This is a genomic window from Dactylosporangium sp. NPDC049525 (assembly GCF_040676755.1).
In the GTDB taxonomy this organism is placed as follows: Bacteria; Actinomycetota; Actinomycetes; order Mycobacteriales; family Micromonosporaceae; genus Dactylosporangium.
The window spans coordinates 158618-176832 of sequence record NZ_JBFAPO010000003.1; the positions used below are offsets into that span (position 1 = coordinate 158618).

The 18215-nt window shown below is 71.0% G+C and carries 15 protein-coding genes and 1 tRNA gene; 5 read left to right on the plus strand and 11 right to left on the minus strand.

Translation table 11 applies throughout. From position 1 onward, the window contains the following. Nucleotides 1-7: 7 nt before the first annotated feature. The 4 genes from AB0K00_RS07410 to AB0K00_RS07425 all read right to left on the minus strand — a co-directional run bounded on the left by AB0K00_RS07410 (nt 8) and on the right by AB0K00_RS07425 (nt 4874). Entirely contained in the window at nt 8-742 is a 735-nt protein-coding gene (locus AB0K00_RS07410; protein WP_363516848.1) for a hypothetical protein, read from the minus strand. A gap of 25 nt (nt 743-767) precedes the next feature. Continuing rightward, nucleotides 768-1301, minus strand: coding sequence for a hypothetical protein (locus AB0K00_RS07415; RefSeq protein ID WP_363516851.1), 534 nt, complete (start codon nt 1299-1301; stop codon nt 768-770). A gap of 40 nt (nt 1302-1341) precedes the next feature. After that, nucleotides 1342-3330: a peroxidase family protein gene (locus AB0K00_RS07420; RefSeq protein WP_363516853.1), complete on the minus strand. Its 1989-nt coding sequence runs from the start codon at nt 3328-3330 to the stop codon at nt 1342-1344. Between the two features lie 377 nt (nt 3331-3707). Then, on the minus strand, nt 3708-4874 hold the full coding sequence (locus tag AB0K00_RS07425; RefSeq protein WP_363516856.1) for a damage-control phosphatase ARMT1 family protein: 1167 nt from the start codon (nt 4872-4874) through the stop codon (nt 3708-3710). Between the two features lie 30 nt (nt 4875-4904). Between AB0K00_RS07425 and AB0K00_RS07430 the strand changes: the two genes are divergently transcribed. The 3 genes from AB0K00_RS07430 (at nt 4905) to AB0K00_RS07440 (ending at nt 7235) form a co-directional block, all read left to right on the plus strand. Further along, complete coding sequence (locus AB0K00_RS07430) at nt 4905-5246, plus strand: YkvA family protein (RefSeq protein WP_363516859.1); 342 nt, start codon at nt 4905-4907, stop codon at nt 5244-5246. A gap of 406 nt (nt 5247-5652) precedes the next feature. Beyond that, nucleotides 5653-5883 carry a hypothetical protein gene (locus AB0K00_RS07435; RefSeq protein WP_363516862.1) on the plus strand — a complete coding sequence of 77 codons (231 nt, stop codon included), beginning with the start codon at nt 5653-5655 and terminating at the stop codon, nt 5881-5883. 176 nt (nt 5884-6059) lie between these two features. After that, a complete protein-coding gene (locus AB0K00_RS07440; RefSeq protein ID WP_363516865.1) occupies nt 6060-7235 on the plus strand; it encodes an alanine--tRNA ligase-related protein in 1176 nt (391 codons plus the stop codon). Nucleotides 7236-7463: 228 nt separating this feature from the next. Here the strand turns inward: AB0K00_RS07440 and AB0K00_RS07445 are convergent, their stop codons facing one another. The 6 genes from AB0K00_RS07445 to AB0K00_RS07470 form a co-directional block, all read right to left on the minus strand. After that, nucleotides 7464-8072 (minus strand): hypothetical protein, encoded by a 609-nt coding sequence (locus AB0K00_RS07445; protein ID WP_363516868.1) that lies wholly within the window; start codon nt 8070-8072, stop codon nt 7464-7466. 10 nt (nt 8073-8082) lie between these two features. Beyond that, complete coding sequence (locus AB0K00_RS07450) at nt 8083-8295, minus strand: hypothetical protein (RefSeq protein ID WP_363516871.1); 213 nt, start codon at nt 8293-8295, stop codon at nt 8083-8085. Between the two features lie 94 nt (nt 8296-8389). Further along, nucleotides 8390-8461 (minus strand) — tRNA-Val (locus tag AB0K00_RS07455). A gap of 64 nt (nt 8462-8525) precedes the next feature. Next, nucleotides 8526-8750: a DUF6158 family protein gene (locus tag AB0K00_RS07460; RefSeq protein ID WP_363516873.1), complete on the minus strand. Its 225-nt coding sequence runs from the start codon at nt 8748-8750 to the stop codon at nt 8526-8528. Nucleotides 8751-8828: 78 nt separating this feature from the next. Continuing rightward, complete coding sequence (locus tag AB0K00_RS07465; protein WP_363516876.1) at nt 8829-10430, minus strand: beta-N-acetylhexosaminidase; 1602 nt, start codon at nt 10428-10430, stop codon at nt 8829-8831. Continuing rightward, nucleotides 10427-11542, minus strand: coding sequence for a DUF5937 family protein (locus AB0K00_RS07470; protein WP_363516879.1), 1116 nt, complete (start codon nt 11540-11542; stop codon nt 10427-10429). Before AB0K00_RS07470 ends, AB0K00_RS07465 begins: the two co-directional genes overlap by 4 nt. 119 nt (nt 11543-11661) lie before the next feature. On the opposite strand from AB0K00_RS07470, the gene AB0K00_RS07475 reads away from it, so the two are divergent. Further along, complete coding sequence (locus AB0K00_RS07475; RefSeq protein WP_363516882.1) at nt 11662-12966, plus strand: MFS transporter; 1305 nt, start codon at nt 11662-11664, stop codon at nt 12964-12966. Here the strand turns inward: AB0K00_RS07475 and metH are convergent. Continuing rightward, the gene (gene metH / locus AB0K00_RS07480) at nt 12888-16583 is read right to left on the minus strand and encodes a methionine synthase (RefSeq protein ID WP_363516885.1); all 3696 of its coding nucleotides are present in this window, start codon (nt 16581-16583) and stop codon (nt 12888-12890) included. The two genes, AB0K00_RS07475 and metH, sit on opposite strands and share 79 nt — an antisense overlap. A gap of 161 nt (nt 16584-16744) precedes the next feature. Here metH and AB0K00_RS07485 point away from each other — a divergent pair, with 161 nt between their 5' ends. Beyond that, nucleotides 16745-18199, plus strand: coding sequence for a glycine hydroxymethyltransferase (locus AB0K00_RS07485; protein ID WP_363516888.1), 1455 nt, complete (start codon nt 16745-16747; stop codon nt 18197-18199). The last annotated feature ends 16 nt before the right edge of the window (nt 18200-18215 follow it).

Genomic DNA, 18215 nt, shown 5'->3' on the forward strand with positions numbered 1-18215 from the left:
CAGCACTTCACGGGCCCACGAGGTGTGTCAGGAAGTCGCGGTACCCGTGGACCGCCGCCCGCAGCTGTTCGGTGTCGTCGCGGCCGCTGGCCCGCCACGTGCTGAGCTGGTCCTTGCGGGCGTTCAGCGACGCGGTCACCCCGGCCAGGGCGTCGTCGACGAGCCGTTCGGCCTCGCCCGCCGCGGTCTGCGGGTCATCGACGAACCGCAACTGCAACTCCTGCCAGCGGGCGCGCACCTCGTACGCGTGCCCCTCGGACGTCAACGGGGACGTCGCCGACGTGAAGTACGTCGACCCTGCCGCCGGCACCGACGACATCGGCGCAGGGACCGCGGGGGCGGCCGCCGCACCGTACGCGGCGCCGTACGTCGCGCCAGCCGCGCCGTACTGGCCCGGCGACGCCATGCCGTTCGGTGCCATGCCGTTGGGCGCCATGCCGGGTGTCATGCCGGGGGCCATGCCAGGTGCCATACCGTTCGCCGCCATTCCGTTGGGTGTCATGCCGTTCGGTGCCATGCCGGGTGGCATGCCGTTCGGTGCCATGCCGCTGGACGGCATGCCGTTGGGTGACATGCCGCTCGCGGGCATGTTCGCCGGCGCCGGGGGCCGGGGCGCGGGCGGGCCGGACTGGGTGGCCGTCTCCTCCTCTTCTTCCTCCTCCTTGCCGCCGCGCAGCAGGATCCAGCCGCCGACCGCCAGGGCCAGCACGACCAGGCCGATCGTGATCGTCGTCGAGTTCATGTGGACCCCTTAAACACGTGGACCCTCACAGGCCGAGGATGCGGTCGAGGAACTCGCGGTAGTCACGCAGCGAGGCGCGCAGATTCTCGGTATCGACCCCCCGGCCTGCCCGCTGCTGGTGCAGCTGGGTCCGGCGGGCATCGAGGGAGGCGGTCAGGGACGCGACCGCTTCCTGGACGAGCCGTTCGGCCTCCCCGGCGACCAGGTGCGGGTCGTCGAGGAACTTCAGCTGCAGTTCCTGCCACCGGCCGCGGATGCGCTGCCGGTCGGTGTCGTTCCACAGGGACGCGAGGGTCGCGGCGGGCGTGCCACCGGTGTTCGCGCGGTACGGCGCGCCGTTGAACTGTCCTGCGCTGTTCTGTGCTGCGCTGCCCTGGCCTGTGCTGTTCTGTGCAGCACTATTCTGTGCGGCGCTGTTTTGGGCAGCACTGTCCTGCGCAGCGTCGCTGTTCTGCGCTGTGGTGGTGTTCTGTGCTGACAACGGTGGCGCGGGCGCCGGCGGCTCGTCGTCAGGCTGAGTCGCCAGCTCCGGCACCGACTCGTCGGCTTCAGGTTGCATTGCGCGGTCCTACCCAGGTCCACGGAACAAAACCCGCCCGTCACGCGGCCGGTGCCATGAACACGTCCGGGGTGAGCGCGGACCGCGGGATGTCGGTGTTCAGGGCGATGATGTCACCCAGGTTGCGGCGGAAGTCCACCCCGTACACCCTCCTGATCATGTCGAGACCGGGGTCGTTGCGGTAGAAGAACCGGTCGCCGTCGCGCAACGCCTGGAACTGGCGGGCCCAGATGGCCAGCTGCAGCTCCCCGAACTCACTGCCCCGCACGTGCGGCTCGGCAACCATCCCGACGAAGGCGTCGACCCGGTCGACGGAGCCGTAGACCGCCTTGAGCCGGGCCGCGAGCGGGGTGCGCCGCACGCCGCGGGTAACCGACGTCTCGGCGGCGTCCGACGTGGGGTCGATCCGCTTGCCGTCGGCGTCGTACAACCCGACGAAGTCCAGCGCCGACGGGTCGTCGACCTCCTTGCCGGCGGTCAGCTCCGGGTCGCGCGGCCAGCCCTCCGACGCCTCGCCGGTGATGGCGCGGAACGTGCGGCGGGCGGGCAGCCCGTACGCGCGGCGCAGCTCGTTGTAACTGGGGATGCCGTGGTCGCGGCCGCGCTGCACGTCGATTGCGCCGAGGTCCATGACGCCGCGGAAACACTCCGGCAGGGTGGGCCCGTCGAGGCACTGCGGGTTGCCGGCGACCGGGATCTGGAACAGCACGCTGCGCAACTGGTTGTCGATCTGCTCGTCGTTGCGGTACTCCGACTCCGAGCCGATGCCCTGCAGCAGCGGCCCGAGCTGCACCGCCGGGACCAGGTCGGGGTTGAAGTAGGCGACGTTGAGCGGCACCGCGAGCTCGACCTCGTCACCCTCGACGGTGACCTCGACCCCGCCACGCTCGAACTGCTGGAGCGTCGCGGTGCTGTAGCGGTCCACGTCCGAGGACATCTCGATCTCGCCGTGGATCATGCTGTGCGCGCGGTACCCCACGGTCGCGAACTCGTTCGACAGCGTCGCGTCGACGTCGGAGCGGTAGCCGCGGTACCGCGGCAGGGTGACGCCGAGCGCCGGCAGGAAGTGCTCGTAGGTGATGTACTGCTGCTCCGCGATGACGACCCGGCGGGCGATCTGAAAGCGTTGTTCCGCGCTGAGCGACGTGGGTAGCAGGTCGACGATCCGGTTGTGCTCCCGGGCGAACAGGGTCTGCACGGCGGTGAGCGCGATGTTCTCGTTCGCCCGCTGGTCGCCGGCGACGGCGGCCTTCGCGGGCCGGCCGAGCAGCATCCCGTCGACCGCCATCGCCGGGGCGGTGCCGGGGTCACCGCGGCTGTCCCGGCGCGGCAGGTAGCCGCCCTGCAGCAGCAGGTGCGGCCCGTTGTTGCTCATGTTGCCGTCGACGGGACCCTCCCGCAGCCATTCGAGGCGTTCCTGGGTGCCGCCGTACACGGCCCAGCCGTCGACGTAGGAGCTGACGAGGTTCGTCTGCTGGCGCGGCCCGGACACGCCCGCCGCGGCCTTGGAGCGGGTGAACGGGATGCCGCCGACGGTGTTGACGAACGATTCGAGGGGGTCCTTGGCGTTGAAGGCGATGTCGGCCTTCTCGACGCCGGGGTCCTTCGCGGTGGTCTCCTCGCGCAGGCCGATCGTGTGGTCGACGAACTGCCCCCAGACGAAGCCCCACTGGCTCGCCCGGCGGTCGGTGAAGATGTTCTGGTTCCGGTCGTTGAAGACGCGGTTGCTGATCCAGCGCACGTCGGGCCCCTGGACCATTGCACCGCGCCCGTCGGCGTACCGCGCCTGTGCGACCCGGCTGTACGGCAGCCCGGCCTTCCCCCACCGGGGGTGCGAGCGGTTGTTGCCGGAGCCGTCGAGGCTCTGCACCTCCAGGTCGATGCCGCCGCCGCGCCCAGGTGGACGCTGCCGGCCGGCGACGCGGTCAGCGGTGATCTCAGCGGCGACGGCCGTGCCCCCGGCCACCACCACCGCCAGTACCAGAACCTGGACCGAGAACGGGATGAACTTGCCGATGCGATGACCCATGATTCCTCCACAGGTACGACCGCCTCGCCGATGGCAATGCTTCGCTTACCTGTGCAGGACCGTCAATGAAAGGGTCCTCAAGTCTGGCTTAAAGCTTGCAGCCCGCCGCTCATGACCTTGCAGCCCGGCGCATGGGTTGGACGCGCGGCTTGCACGGGCCCTGACATGCCCTGGGCATGTCGGACATTTCCGGTGGGGAAGTCGGTCGATGCGTGACCCCCGCCACGCTTGAGGGCTTTCGCAAGCCGACCGCAAGTGGTCGCCAAGTACCGCCCGGCAGAGTGCTCACCATGACGACGAAGCGCATCTGGGCCGGACCGACCTTCACCACCACGACCACCACCGCTGCTGCCGCCGCCGGCAACGGCAACGCCGTTTCAGCCGCGCACTTGGACCATGGCAAAACTGCCGCTGGTGCGCCATGACACGGGGAGCTTCGCCTCGACGCCCGCGGCCAACCCGACGACCACGTCCGACTTCACCGTCCGCAGGGCCGCGACCGGCCCGGGAAAGTATCCAGTAGTACTTGAGAACGACGTCTCCGGCGACCAGCTGCGATCCCCTACCAGCCGCCGGTAGTTGAGGTCCCCCTTGAGGATGGTCAGCGTCGCCGCCCCGAAGCGGGCGGCGAGGCCGGCCGGCATCTGCGGGAACTCCAGCGGCGCGCAGTAGAACGGGTCGGTGACCAGTTCCAGGGTCCCGGCGCGCAGCGCCGCCCACAGCCGCCGGCCGATGGCACTGTCCGCCGGGAAGCGCCGCAGCTCGGTGAGCACGTCGGCGGTGAGCGCGTCGGAGACGAAGTACGGCGCCGGCTTGACGTGCAGCTCGACGCGCCCTGCCCGCCCGGTGCGCAGCAGGAAGTCGATGAGCACCAGGTCCGGCAGCAGCTCCCGGCCGGCGTTGTCGGCGACCACGCAGACGGTGCCGCCGGCAAGGTGCTTCCAGAGCTGCGCCGTGTCGTCGGCGACGAGCTGCTCTGCTGTTTCCGTACCTTTCTCCGTGCCGCTTTCCGTGGTGTGCCGCTGCGCCAGCCGGAACCCGAGGTCGGCGCGGTTGCCCCAGAGCGCCGCCGCGACCAGCGCCGAGGCCTGCTCATCCTCAGGGAGGACCAGCAGCGCGTCTCCGGTCTCCTGCAAGGCCCGCAGCTCCTCCTCCCCCGGCAGGTCCGCCGCCTTCTGCGGCCCGAACGGGTCGATCCCCTGCCACGGCCCCGGCTCGTGATAGCCGGTCGCGTACAGCAGCCGCCGGTAGAAGTAGTTCTCCGCCCACAGGAACGGCACGTCGAACATCGACTGCCCGAAGTACGGCTCCCCCCAGCGGTCCCAGTCCTCGTGGTCGTGGGCGTCGCGTGGGAGCGGGGTCACGGTCGGGTCCTGCAAGAGCCTTGCAAGCCCGTCGCGCACCGGCGCCGGGAAGGGGAAGTCCGCAAGGACGCGGGCGACGACGGCCGGATGGCGGTCGCGCAGGACGGACGCGGCGAACGACGCCGGGTCGTCGCTGCGGACCCGGGGCGGCGGCGCTTGCAAGGGTGACTCAGCGGGCATGGTGCGAGTATCGCCCGTAGACTCAGCGCCATGGACGACACCGTGTTCTATGCCCTCATCGTGATCGGCGGTCTGCTGCTGATCGGGGTGCTGGTCGTCGCGATCGTCCTTGCCACCCGCGTGTGGAAGACCGGCAAGTATCTGCAGGCGATGGGCGCCGGCGGCAAGTTCGCCTTCTGGGGCGCGCTCATCTACACCGTGTCGCCGGTCGACCTGTTGCCCGACCCGATCTACCTCGACGACGTCGGCGTCCTGGGCGCCGCGCTGCTCTACCTGGGCCGCCTGGCGGCGAAGGCCCGCGAGCGCCAGCAGCAGGGCGGCTCGCTGCTCCCGCCGCAGCTGCAGCGCCGCCCCCAGCAGAAGACCCGCTGACGTTTCACCCCATACGACTCTTTGTGCGGCCGGCGGCACGATCACCCAGTACAACTCCGTCGGTGCCGTCAACACCGTCACCAACGTCGGCCCCGGCCTCTACTCCGTCGCGCTGCCCGGCCTCGGCACCGCCGGCCCGCAGGTCGGCGACGTCCAGGTCACCGCCGTCAACCCAGGCGTCGGCGCCCGATGCAAGGTCGCGAGCTGGCAGTCGTCCGCCAACGGCCAGTTCTTCCGCGTCTACTGCTTCAACCCCGCCGGGGCGACCGCCAACACCCGGTTCACGCTCACCTGGCACTACCAGCGCGCGCTGTACGGGGGCGCCGCCCCGCCCTACAAGTTCGCCTACCTGTGGAACGTCTCGCCGCTCGGCCCGCCGCTGACCAACTTCAACTCCGCCGGGCCGGTGGGCGCACTCGCCTTCGGCCCGCCCGTCTGGACCGCCACGTTCGGCGGCGTCGCGTCCCCGCCCGGCAACGTGCAGGTCACGGCGTTCGGCACCACGCCGGACTACTGCGGCCTGCACCTGCCGTGGACTCCCGGCGCCGGTGGGCTCGGCATCCGCATCAACTGCTTCACCAACGCCGGCGTACCCGTCGGCAGCGGCTTCACCGTCGAGTACTCGTCCCGCTTCTGAGGTACACTCTCCGCCATGTGTATCAGGCGTTTCTCCGCTGCTGCCGCGCGAGCTCACCGCTCGCCGGACGCCGCTGCCTGATCTTCTCCCGCTTCAGCCGGCGACCGGAAACGGTCGCCGGCGTTTTTTGTGTGCGCCATGGGGTCCGTCTCCGGTCCATCCCGAAAGGACCCATCGTGCGGACCACCCTCAGCACCAGCCAGATCACCGGCACGTTCCTCGACTTCTACCGTGACCGCGGCCACGAGATCCTCGGCGACAGCACCCTCATCCCGCCGCAGGGCGACCCGGTGCTGTTCACCAGCGCGGGCATGCACCCGCTCACGCCGTACCTCGAGGGCCGCCCGCATCCACTCGGCCGCCGCCTCACCGGCGTGCAACGCTGCCTGCGCACCACCGACCTCGACGAGGTCGGCGACGACACCCACCTGACGGTCTTCCAGATGCTCGGCTCCTGGTCCCTCGGCGACTATCCGGGCGACCAAAGCCTGCGATGGGGGTACGAGCTGCTCCGCGACGGGTTCGGCGTCCCGCCGTCGCGGCTGCACGTCACCGTGCACGACGGCGACCCCGGCTCGCTGGAAACCTGGCAGCGGCTCGGCGTCCCGGTCGAGATCCTCGGCGACGACGACAACTGGTGGTCGAACGGCCCGACCGGTCCGTGCGGCCCCGACTCGGAGATCTTCATCTGGACCGGCGACGGAGTCCCCAGCGGCACCCCCTCGACCACTCCCTCGACTGACGACCGCTGGGTCGAGGTGTGGAACCACGTGATGATGCGGTACCGCCGCCACCCCGACGGCACCCTCACCTCGCTCGAACAGCCCAGCGTCGACACCGGCATGGGCCTCGAACGGATGGCGATGGTCCTGCAGGGCCACTCGTCGGTCTTCGACACCGACGTCTTCGAACCGTGGACCCGCACAGTGTCCTCCCTGTGGACCCCCTCCAGGCTGCTCTACGACCACCTGCGCTCCTCCGTCGTCGTCATCGGCGACGGCGTCCACCCGTCGAACACGGGCCGCGGCTACGTCCTGCGCCGCCTCATCCGCCGCATCCTGACCACCCTCTGGCGCGACGACCCGTCCCGCACTCTGCTCGACCTGCCGACCGATCCGATCGCGTCAACGGTCGACCACTACGGCCTGCCCATCGACCCGCTGTACGTCCACGACGTCCTGGTCTACGAGGAACGCCGCTTCGGCGCGCTGCTGCGCCGCGGCCGGCCTCTGATCGAACGCCTCCTGCTCCGCGGCCCCCTGACCGACGACGACTACCACTACCTGCACGACACCCACGGCATCCCCCGCGACCTCGTCGAGGAAGTGGTGACCGCCCAACCGCGCCAGTAGGCGCGCATCAGGGGCTGCCTGCTGTTCCCGTCCTGCAGGAGACCATCGCCGCTGGGTCGGCGACGATGTCGAGCTTGGCGAAGACCGACCAGCCGCGAACCGTCGCCGACCCCCCCCCCCCCCCCCCCGACCACGGGATCAGAACCGCCCGGCACCGGCATGCATCGCAACAGCCCGCCCCGCGGAGCTACGGAACAACACAGCATCGCGGACCGGCGAGGGTGCTCGCTACGAGGTGCCGGTCCAGCGGTACCAGTCGCCGCCGAGGGGATGAAAGTATGCCGACTGCTTCGCGGCGGTCTCAACGTCCGCAGTCGGCCCGCCGGGCAGATAGGCGAAGCCAGCGCTGTTGAAGGCGTCGCCCTGAGCTTCGTAGAAGATCGCGCCACCGGGCACCCACCCAGCTTCTGTGATGCTGTAGAGGCCCAACCGGCGCGGCACGGTGAAGCTTTCCCATGCGCTGCCCAGCGGCGGAATCGGGTGTCCGGCGACGACGGCGGCGAACGCGCCCCGGCTGGCCGCCCACCGCGTCTTGAACGGCGCGCCGGTGCAGAGCAGAACCAAGGTGAGGACGCCGATGACTGGTCCGATCAGGAACCAACTCCTCCAGCTGTCGGTAGCTTTGGCGACGTAGATGGTCCAGCCGAGCCAGAAACAGCCAGCAAGCACGGACGTACAGCCGCTGGCCGCGAACAGGAACAGGTTGCTGCCCGGGTAGCTCGCGGACCAGAACACACCACTTGCTGCGGCAACGATGACCAGATGGAATGCCCAGATCAGCCGCCGGTCAGGTCCAGCGTTCGGCGCCGAGTCGTCGCTCGTTGCGGTGTCCGACATGGTGACATCCTTAACTCCCACGCGAGAAAAAAGTTGCCCAGGCTGCGTCACCTTGCGCGTACTGCTGGAACGTCACGATGGCGTCGGCGGACAGCCGCCGCAGGGTGCCGGTACGGACGAAGTCCGGGATGCTCGTCGCGCCGGTCTGCGGAACATGGCAGACCAGCTCGTGGCGCTCGGCCAGCTCGGGCACGAAGCGGGCCGTGTCGTCCGCCTCGTCCAAGATCGTCTCCCCGATGCTCCCGAGTGACGTTCCGGCGCGCGAAAAGGGCCGGAACCCCTGTGGGGATAACCGGCCCTGGCCTGCATGTCTACGGTGGGCGATACTGGGATCGAACCAGTGACCTCTTCGGTGTGAACGAAGCGCGCTCCCGCTGCGCCAATCGCCCGCGACGTTTGTGCACTCTACCCGATCCGACCCCCCAACCGCACGTCGGTATGGGGGTGTCGCGCTCAGCGGAGGCGGTCGGGGTTGATCTCGCGGGCCGGGAAGCGGCGCAGGTACTCGCGTTCGAGTTCGTCGGTGCGGCGGGAGTGGTTCGTCAGGGCGTCGTCTGCGCCGTGGCGGAACGTCTCGTGGCGGGTGCCGTGCAGGCTGGCCAGCTCGCGCAGCAGTTCCTCGTCGGTGAGGTTGGCCGGCCGGACGCCCAGGGCCGGTGATGTGCCGTCGTTGCGCATGCTGGTGCTGGTACCCCGGCATGCGCGGCGTCACACGGCGTTCCCGAACACAACGTGCCCAGCCGTGGACGTGCACCGTCACCGAGGTGGTGGCGCCGGAGGCAACCCGGTCTCGAATCCACCTTTGGCGAGCGCACCGGCAGGCGGCGATGACACCGACGGCGAGGTGGCCGGTGACGTGGAGGGCGAGATGGAAGGCGGCGTGCCCCACGGCACCTGCGGGGACCGGTAGTAGTTGATCCCCTGCACGGTCCAGCGCGTGCCCTGCGCGCCCAGGCGCACCTTGAACGTGTCCCAATTGCGGGCGGACTGCGGCGACCACGCCAGCTCGGCCAGGGCGGGCAGGCGTGGGAACGCCATGAACTCGATGTCGGCCAAGGTGCGGACGGTCTCGCTCCACAGTGGAGCTTCGACGCCGAGGACGGACGCGGCCGGTACCCCTGGCAGGTAGGTGCCCGGGTCCCAGTCGTAGGCGGTCTGCACCTCGATCAGGCCCGCCCACGAGAGGCCCAGCGGAGTCGAGTCCGTGTACTGCATGTCCAGGTACGTCTTGTCCGCCGGGGACAGCAAGACCTTGTCACCCTTGGCGACGGCGGAGCTGAGGTCGGCGTCGGAGGGGGTGGTACCCCAGTACTGCACGACGCGGCCCGGGGTGTGGTCGGCCTGGCCGATCTGGTGCCAGCCCAGGACGGTCTTGCCGGCGGCGCCGACGAACGGCTGCACGCGGTTCATGAACGTGCGGTAGTCCGCCTCGGGGGTGCTGTGCGCCTCGTCGCCGCCGACGTGCAGGTACGCACCGGGCGTGATCGCGGCGAGCTCGTCAAGGACCTGCTGCACGAACGTGTAGGTGACCTCCTTGCCGACGCACAGCGAGCTGAAGCCGACGTCGGTGCCGGTGTACAGCGCGGGCGCGACCCCGTCGCGGTTGAGCTCGGCATACGAGGCGAGCGCCGCGTTGGTGTGGCCCGGCAGGTCGATCTCGGGCACGACGGTGATGTGGCGGGCGGCCGCGTATGCGACGAGGTCGGTGTACTGGGCCTTGGTGTAGTAGCCGCCGGCGCCGCCGCCGACCTGGGTGCTGCCGCCGACTGTGGCCAGCCGCGGCCACGCGTCGACGACGATGCGCCAGCCCTGGTCGTCGGTCAGGTGCAGGTGCAGGATGTTCAGCTTGTACTGGGCGATCTCGTCGATGTACCGCTTGACCACATCGACGCCGAAGAAATGGCGGGACACGTCGAGCATGGCGCCGCGGTACGCGTAGCGGGGCCGGTCGATGATCCGCCCGCCGGCGACGGTCCACGGGCCGCTCTGGACGGTCCCCGCCTCGACGGCCGGCGGCAGCAGCTGCCGCAGGGTCTGCACGCCGTGGTACAGCCCGGCCGGGGTCTGCGCGCGGATCGTGAGCAGCGACGCGGTGACGTCGAGCTGGTAGCCCTCGGCGCCGACGCTCGCGTCCGCACCGGACAGCAGCAGCGCGATGCCGCTCGTCGGGGCGGGGGTACCGGTGACCGCCGTGACCGGCAGCGGGAAGCCGGTCGCGGGGCGCAGCAGCGCCGCCAGGGCGTTGCCGACGTCGGCGGACTGGCTCTGGATGCCGGTGCCGGCGGTGAGGGTGAACGTGACGCCGGCGGCGGGCTGGACAGACGCCGGTGCGGGCACCACGTCCTGCAACGGTGTCACCGCAGCAGCGCCGCGAGCAGGTCCACGCCGAGCGCCGCCGTCGCCGTGATGTCGAGGTGGTGCCGCACGTACCGGCCGCGGCGCGTCGTCTGCAGCAGCCCCGCCTTCTTCAGCACGGCCAGGTGCCGGGACACCTCCGGCGGGGTCAGGTGCCACGCCTCGGCCAGCTCGCCGGTCGTGTGCGGGCCACGGGCCAGGGTCCGGCACAGCCGCTGCCGCACCGGGTGCGCGAGCGCGTCGAGCCGGCGCCGCACCAGGTCCATCGGCGCGGGCCGGCCCTGATGCGTGTCCTGGTGCCGCTCCGCCACCGGGTACTGCACAACCGGCCGCCACCCGGGCGCGTGGACGGTGAGCAGGTGCGGCCGCCCGTACACCGACGGAATGAACGTGACGCCGTCACCGGCCGCGCTGGTCGCGCTGTCCTGCAGCTTGTCGAGCCGGATCCGCTCGCTGCCGGCGTCGGCGCTCAGCGTGATCGCCGGTGACACCGCCGCGAGCGCGGCCTGCAGGCCGTGCCGGGCGAACAGGTCTGCCTTGTGCCGGGCGTCGGCGGCGAGCTGGTGCTCGACCTGCCGCCACGTGTCGAGGAAGAACGCGTCAACGCACGCCTCGAGGAGATCCCGGACCGCCGCCCGCACCGCCGCCGGGTCGGTGATCAGCCGCTCCGCGAACGCCGCCTGCCGCGGCCCGCGCGCGTGCGCCAGTTCCAGTGCCCGCGCTGTGTCGGCAGCACGCACTGTGTCGGCGGGGTCGCGGGCCCCGCCGGTGACGGCCAGCCGGGGCGAGCCGCAGGTCATGACGAGCGCGGCCGCCACGTACGTCTCGTCGGGGATCGCGTCGACGGCGTCGAGCTCCGCGGCCAGGGTCGGCTGCGGGCGTCCCGGCACGAGGAAGTCCGCGCGTGAGGATCGCCACAGGAACTCGGCCTCGAAGAGCCGGTCGGCGAGCGTCGGCTTCAACCCCGCGAGGGTCGCGCCCGCCCACGCCTGCACCGCCGGGTGGTGCGCCGGCTCCGCGAGCACGTGCAGCATCGACGTGAGCTCGGCGAGCGGCGACGGCGCGAACACGCACCGTTCCGGTGGCATGCCCGTGATGTCGATCGTCAGCGTCACTCCCCCATCGTGCCAGCGGACACGCGGCAGCGCTGTGACAGCGACGGGTTCGCGGCGTCCCTTGACGGGTCCCGTCAATCCGCGTGATCCCGCGGGCACGCGGACGCACCGTGAGCGTCATGCGATTCGGTCCTCGTTACGCGGCCGCCCTCACCGTCGACGCGATCGGTGCGGGTCTCCTACGTCCGTTTCTCGTGGTGTACGGCCTGAGCGTCCTGCACCTGCCCGCCGCCGCCACGGGGCTGGCCCTGTCCGCGGGACTGCTTGCCGGTCTCCTCGCGGTGCCGCTCACCGGCCGGTGGATCGACGCCGGCGGCCGCCCGTTCACGAGCAGGGTCCTGCCGGTCGTCGCGACCCTGCTCGTGCGCGTCGCCGGCGTCGCGGTACTGCTGGCCGCGCCCAGTGCTGCGGGGTTGAAAGTCGTCGCGTTCGGCGTCGCGTCGCTCCTGCTCGGCATCGGTAACCAGGTCTGGCCGCCGGCGCACGCCGCGCTCGTCGCCGCGCTCGCCGCCCCCGAACCGGCCGACGCGCCCCTCGCCGCGGCCCGGTCCCTGCGCAACGCCGGTCTCGGCGCCGGCGCCCTGATCGCGGCTCTCGCCGTCGCCGGCGGCCCCGACGTGCTGCGCGTCCTCGCCGTGGGCACCGCCGCCGGGTACGCCGCCGCGGCCGCCCTGGTCCTCACGGTCCAACTCCCACCGGCCGCGAGGAGCAGGCAAGCAAACAGCGCGCCGCCGGTCGTCGCCCCGGTGCGGCACGGCCGGGTGCCCGGTATGGCGGTGCTCCTGTGGGCGAACCTGCCGTTCGCGCTGTGCTTCGCCGTCCTCGAGGTCGCGATCCCGGTCGTGCTGACCGGCCGGCTCGGCGCCTCGCCCGCGTGGTCGGCGATCCTGTTCGCCGGCAACACCGTGCTCGTCGTCGCCCTGCAGGTGTACCTCGTCGTGCGGCTCAAGGACCGCTCCCGCCGCGCCGTCCTGGCCGCGTCCGGGGTCGTGCTCGCCGCCTCGTACCTGGGTTTCTGGGGGTCGCCGAACGTGGCCGTGATCTGCGTCGTGGCGGTCGGGTACACCCTCGGCGAGATCCTCTACGCGGGCAGCGGCACCGCCCTGGTGACCGCTGCCGCTCCCCCGCACCGCCTCGGCCACGCCCTCGCGCGGTGGCAGCTGTCCACCGGCCTCGCCAACGCCGCCGCCCCGGCGCTGCTTCTCGCCCTGCTCGCCGCGTCCCCCGCGCTCCTGTGGTCCCTGCTGGCGGGCACGACCCTGCTCGGCGCGTTCGCCGTGCACCGCTGGGCCCCCGAGCCCGAACGGCACGGGGGCGTCAGTCAGCTGTCAGGCCGGGTCGGCGGTCAGGCCGGGTCGTACGCCAGGTTGGGGCGCAGCCAGCGCTCGATCTCAGCGACCGGTAGGCCGCGGCGGGTGGCGTAGTCCTCGACCTGGTCGCGGTTGATCCGGCCGACCGTGAAGTACCGCGAGTCCGGGTGGGCGAAGATCAGGCCGCTGACCGCCGCGGCCGGCGTCATCGCGAACGACTCCGTGAGCGCGAGGCCGAGCTTGCCGGCTTCCAGGAGATCGAACAGGGCCTGCTTGAGCGAGTGGTCGGGGCTGGCGGGGTAGCCCAGCGCCGGGCGGATGCCGCGGAACCGCTCGGCGTGCAGGTCCTCCAGGGCCGGAGTCGCGTCAGGCTCGAACCAGGCGCGGCGGGCCTCGAGGTGGATGTACTCGGCGAACGCCTCGGCGAGGCGGTCCGCGAGGGCCTTGACCATGATGGCGCGGTAGTCGTCGTTCTCCGCCTCGTACCGGGCGGCGAGGTCCTCGGCGCCGTGGATGGCGACCGCGAACCCGCCGAGGTGATCCGGGAACGCGGAGTCCGCGGTCGCCGGCGCGATGTAGTCGGCGAGGCTGCGGTTCGGCCGGCCCTCCGGCTTCTCCGTCTGCTGGCGCAGCATCGGGAACGTGACCCGCTGCCCGGCGGCGTCGGCATCCAGCACGATGTCGTCGCCGACGGCCGCGGCGGGCCAGAAGCCGTAGGCGCCGCGGGCGGTGAGCGAACCGTTGGCGATGATCTCGTCGAGCAGGGTGTTGCCCTCGGCGAAGAGCTCGGCGGCGACCGGCTGGTCGAGGATCGCGGGGTACTTGCCCTTCAACTCCCACGCCAGGAAGAAGAACTGCCAGTCGATCATCTCGCGGAGCGTCTTCAGGGCCGGCTCGACGACCCGTACCCCGGTGAAGTCCGGCGACGGCAGCTCCGCGAACGACACATCCGACGCCCTCGAACGAGCCTCGGCAAGGGTGAGCAGCGCGGTGTGCCGGCGCTCGGCGTGCTGCTTGCGCAGGCGCTCCTGCTCGTCACGGTTGTCGGTGGTGAGCTGCCCGACCCGGTCGGGGTCCAGCAGGCCGGCAACGACCCCGACCACGCGCGAAGCGTCCTGCACGTGGACAGTGTTGCCCTCGTACGCCGGAGCCACCCGCACCGCAGTGTGCTGCCGCGACGTGGTGGCGCCGCCGATGAGCAGGGGCAGCTTCAGGCCGCGGCGCTGCATCTCGGCGGCGACCGCGACCATCTCGTCCAGCGACGGCGTGATGAGACCGGACAGGCCGATCGCGTCGGCGCCCTCCGCGATCGCGGTGTCGAGGATCTTCGCGGCGGGGACCATGACACCGAGGTCGATGACCTCGTAGTTGTTGCAGCCGAGGACGACACCGACGATGTTCTTGCCGATGTCGTGCACGTCGCCCTTGACGGTCGCCATGACGACCTTGCCCTGGCCGCTGCGGCCCGGCGCGGCCTCGGCGAGACCCTGGGCGCGTGCCTCGACGCGGGCGGCCTCCTTCTCGGCCTCCATGAACGGCTCCAGGTAGGCGACGGAGCGCTTCATCACGCGGGCGCTCTTCACGACCTGCGGCAGGAACATCTTGCCGGCGCCGAAAAGGTCACCGACGACCTTCATGCCGTCCATCAGCGGGCCCTCGATCACCTCAAGGGGGCGCTTCGCCGACAGGCGCGCCTCCTCGGTGTCCTCCTCGATGAAGTCGACGATGCCGTGCACGAGAGCGTGGGACAGCCGCTCACGGACGGGCGCCTCGCGCCACGACAGGTCCACGACCCGGGCGGTGCCGGAGCCGCTGACCGTGCCCGCGAACGTGACGAGCCGGTCGGTGGCGTCCTCGCGCCGGTCGAACAGCACGTCCTCGACGAGCTCGAGCAGGTCGGCGGGGATGTCGGCGTACACGGCGAGCTGGCCGGCGTTGACGATGCCCATGTCGAGACCGGCGCGGACCGCGTGGAGCAGGAACGCCGAGTGCATCGCCTCACGGACGACGTCGTTGCCGCGGAACGAGAACGACAGGTTGGAGATGCCGCCGCTGGTGCGCGCGCCGGGGCAGCGCTGCTTGATCTGCGGCAGCGCGTCGATGAACGCCTTCGCGTAGCCGTTGTGCTCGGCGATGCCGGTGGCGACGGCGAGGACGTTCGGGTCGAAGATGATGTCCTCGGGCGTGAACCCGGCGCGGTTGACGAGCAGGTCATACGCCCGGCCGCAGATGTCGACCTTGCGCTGCGCGGTGTCGGCCTGGCCGAGCTCGTCGAACGCCATGACGACGACGCCGGCGCCGTAGGAGCGGATGATCCTGGCCTGCTCCAGGAACGGCTCCTCACCCTCCTTGAGGCTGATCGAGTTGACGACGCCCTTGCCCTGCACGCACTTGAGGCCGGCCTCGAGGACGCTCCAGCGGGAGCTGTCGATCATGATCGGGATGCGGGCGACCTCGGGCTCGGTGGCGATGAGGTTGAGGAACGTGGTCATTGCCTGCTCGCTGTCGAGCAGGTCGGCGTCCATGTTGACGTCGAGGAGGTTGGCGCCGCCGCGGACCTGCTCCAGGGCGACATCGACCGCGCCCTGATGGTTGTCGGACTCGATGAGGCGGCGGAAGCGCTTCGAGCCGGTGACGTTGGTCCGCTCGCCGATCATGACGAAGCCGGTGTCGGGGCCGATCTCGAACGGCTCCAGGCCGCTGAACCTGGTCGCCGGGACGGGCGCCGGGACCTCCCGGGGCGCCTTCCCCCGGACCGCCTCAGCGATCTTGCCGATGTGCGCGGGCGTGGTGCCGCAGCAGCCGCCGACGACGTTGACCAGGCGGTCCGACACGAAACCGGCGAGCAGGGCGGAGGTCTCGGCCGGGGTCTGGTCGTAACCGCCGAACGCGTTGGGCAGGCCGGCGTTGGGGTGCGCGGCGACGTAGGTGTCGGCGAGGCGGGCCAGGTCCGCGACGTGGGGGCGCATCTCGGCCGCGCCGAGGGAGCAGTTGACGCCGACGATGAGCGGCTGGGCGTGCTCGACCGAGCGCCAGAACGCCTCGACGGTCTGCCCGGACAGCGTCCGGCCGCTCAGGTCGACGATCGTCACCGAGATCCACAGCGGCAGCTGCGGCGCCACGTCATGGGCGGCGGCGACGGCGGCCTTCACGTTGAGCGTGTCGAAGATCGTCTCGATGAGCAGCATGTCGACGCCGCCCTCGACGAGCGCACTGATCTGGTCGGCGTACGCGGCGCGGACCGTGTCGAACGTCACCGCCCGGTAGGACGGGTCGTCGACCCGCGGTGACAGCGACAGGGTGACGTTGAGCGGGCCGACCGACCCGGCCACGAACCGCGGGCTGTCCGGGGTGGAGAACTCGTCCGCCGCCTGCCGGGCGAGCCGCGCGCCCTGCACGTTCATGTCACGGACCAGCGACTCGAGGCCGTAGTCGGCCTGGGCGATCGTGGTGGCGGTGAACGTGTTGGTGGTGGTGATGTCGGCGCCCGCGGCAAGATACTGCCGGTGCACGTCGAGGATCACATCCGGGCGGGTGAGATTGAGCAGGTCCGGGTCGCCGGTAACATCCTGGAGGTGATCCGCGGCGATCAGGTCCGCGCGGTAGTCGGCGGGCGCCAGGCCGGCCTTCTGCAGCATGGTGCCCCACGCGCCGTCCAGCACGACCACTCGCTCGTCGAGCAGTTTGCGCAGTGCGGCAATCGGCGTGTTGATCGGCGCTGTGATCGGCATGCAATCCACCTTCCGTGGGTCAGACGGAAGGCGCCCTTACACAGAGTGAATCCAGGTCGAGCGTGGCGGATCGTCGATGACCCGTCGCAGCGCCTCTCGCCCCGACCGTAGATTCTAGCCTGTTACCGTGGTTGGCCGTCACACAGTCAAGGGGTCCCGTCATGAGCGCGCAAAGTTCGGAATCGATCGCGGTCAATGCCGCACTCGACGTGGTCCGGGCCGTCGAGCCGCGGATCGCGGACGCCATCGCCCGTGAGCTGACCGCCCAGAGGGAGTCCCTCAAGCTCATCGCCAGCGAGAACTACGCCTCGCCGGCCACGTTGCTGGCGATGGGCAACTGGCTCAGCGACAAGTACGCCGAGGGCACCGTCGGGCGCCGTTTCTACGCCGGTTGCCAGCAGGTCGACACTGTCGAGTCGATCGCCGCCGAACACGCCCGTGAACTGTTCGGCGCGTCACACGCCTACGTTCAACCACATTCTGGGATCGACGCCAATCTTGTCGCCTTCTGGGCGGTCCTGGCGCAACGGGTCGAGGCGCCGTTCCTCAAGGAGACCGGCGTCCGGCAGGTCAACGACCTCACCGAGAGTGATTGGGCGAAGCTCCGCCACGACTTCGGCGACCAGCGGATGCTCGGCATGTCCCTGGACGCCGGCGGGCACCTCACCCACGGCTTCCGGCCCAACATCTCCGGCAAGATGTTCCACCAGCGCAGCTACGGCACCAACCCGGCGACGGGCCTGCTGGACTACGACGCGCTGCGGGAGACCGCCCGCGAGTTCCGCCCGATGATCATCGTCGGCGGCTATTCGGCGTACCCCCGCAAGGTGAACTTCGCGATCATGCGCGAGATCGCCGACGAGGTCGGCGCCACCCTCATGGTCGACATGGCGCACTTCGCCGGGCTCGTCGCCGGCAAGGTGTTCACCGGCGACTTCGACCCGGTGCCGCACGCCCACATCGTCACCACCACGACCCACAAGACCCTGCGCGGCCCCCGCGGCGGCATGGTCCTGTGCCAGCCGGAGCTCGCCGACCAGGTCGACCGCGGCTGCCCGATGGTGCTCGGCGGCCCGCTGCCGCACGTCATGGCCGCCAAGGCGGTCGCGCTCGCCGAGGCCCGCACCGCGTCGTTCCGCGACTACGCCCAGCGGGTCGTCGACAACGCCGCCGCGCTCGCCGAGGGGCTGCAGCGCCGCGGGGTCCGCCTCGTCACCGGCGGCACCGAGAACCACCTGGTGCTGATCGACGCCTCGCAGCTGGGCACCGCCGGGGGCGGCTGGGCACCGACCGGTCTCACCGGCCGGCAGGCGGAGGCGGCGCTGCTGGACGCGGGCATCGTCACCAACCGCAACGCGATCCCGCAGGACCCCAACGGCGCCTGGTACACCTCCGGCGTGCGCATCGGCACCCCGGCGCTGACCACCCGCGGCCTCGGCGTCGCCGAGATGGACACCATCGCCGAGCTCATCACCACCGTGCTGACCAGCACCCGGCCCGCCGCGGACTCCAAGGCGAAGTACACCCTCGACGAGTCGGTCGCGGCGAAGGTGTCCGGCCAGGCGTCCGACCTTCTCGCCGGTTTCCCGCTGTACCCGGAGATCACGCTGCACTGAGCTGTCCCGGCACTGT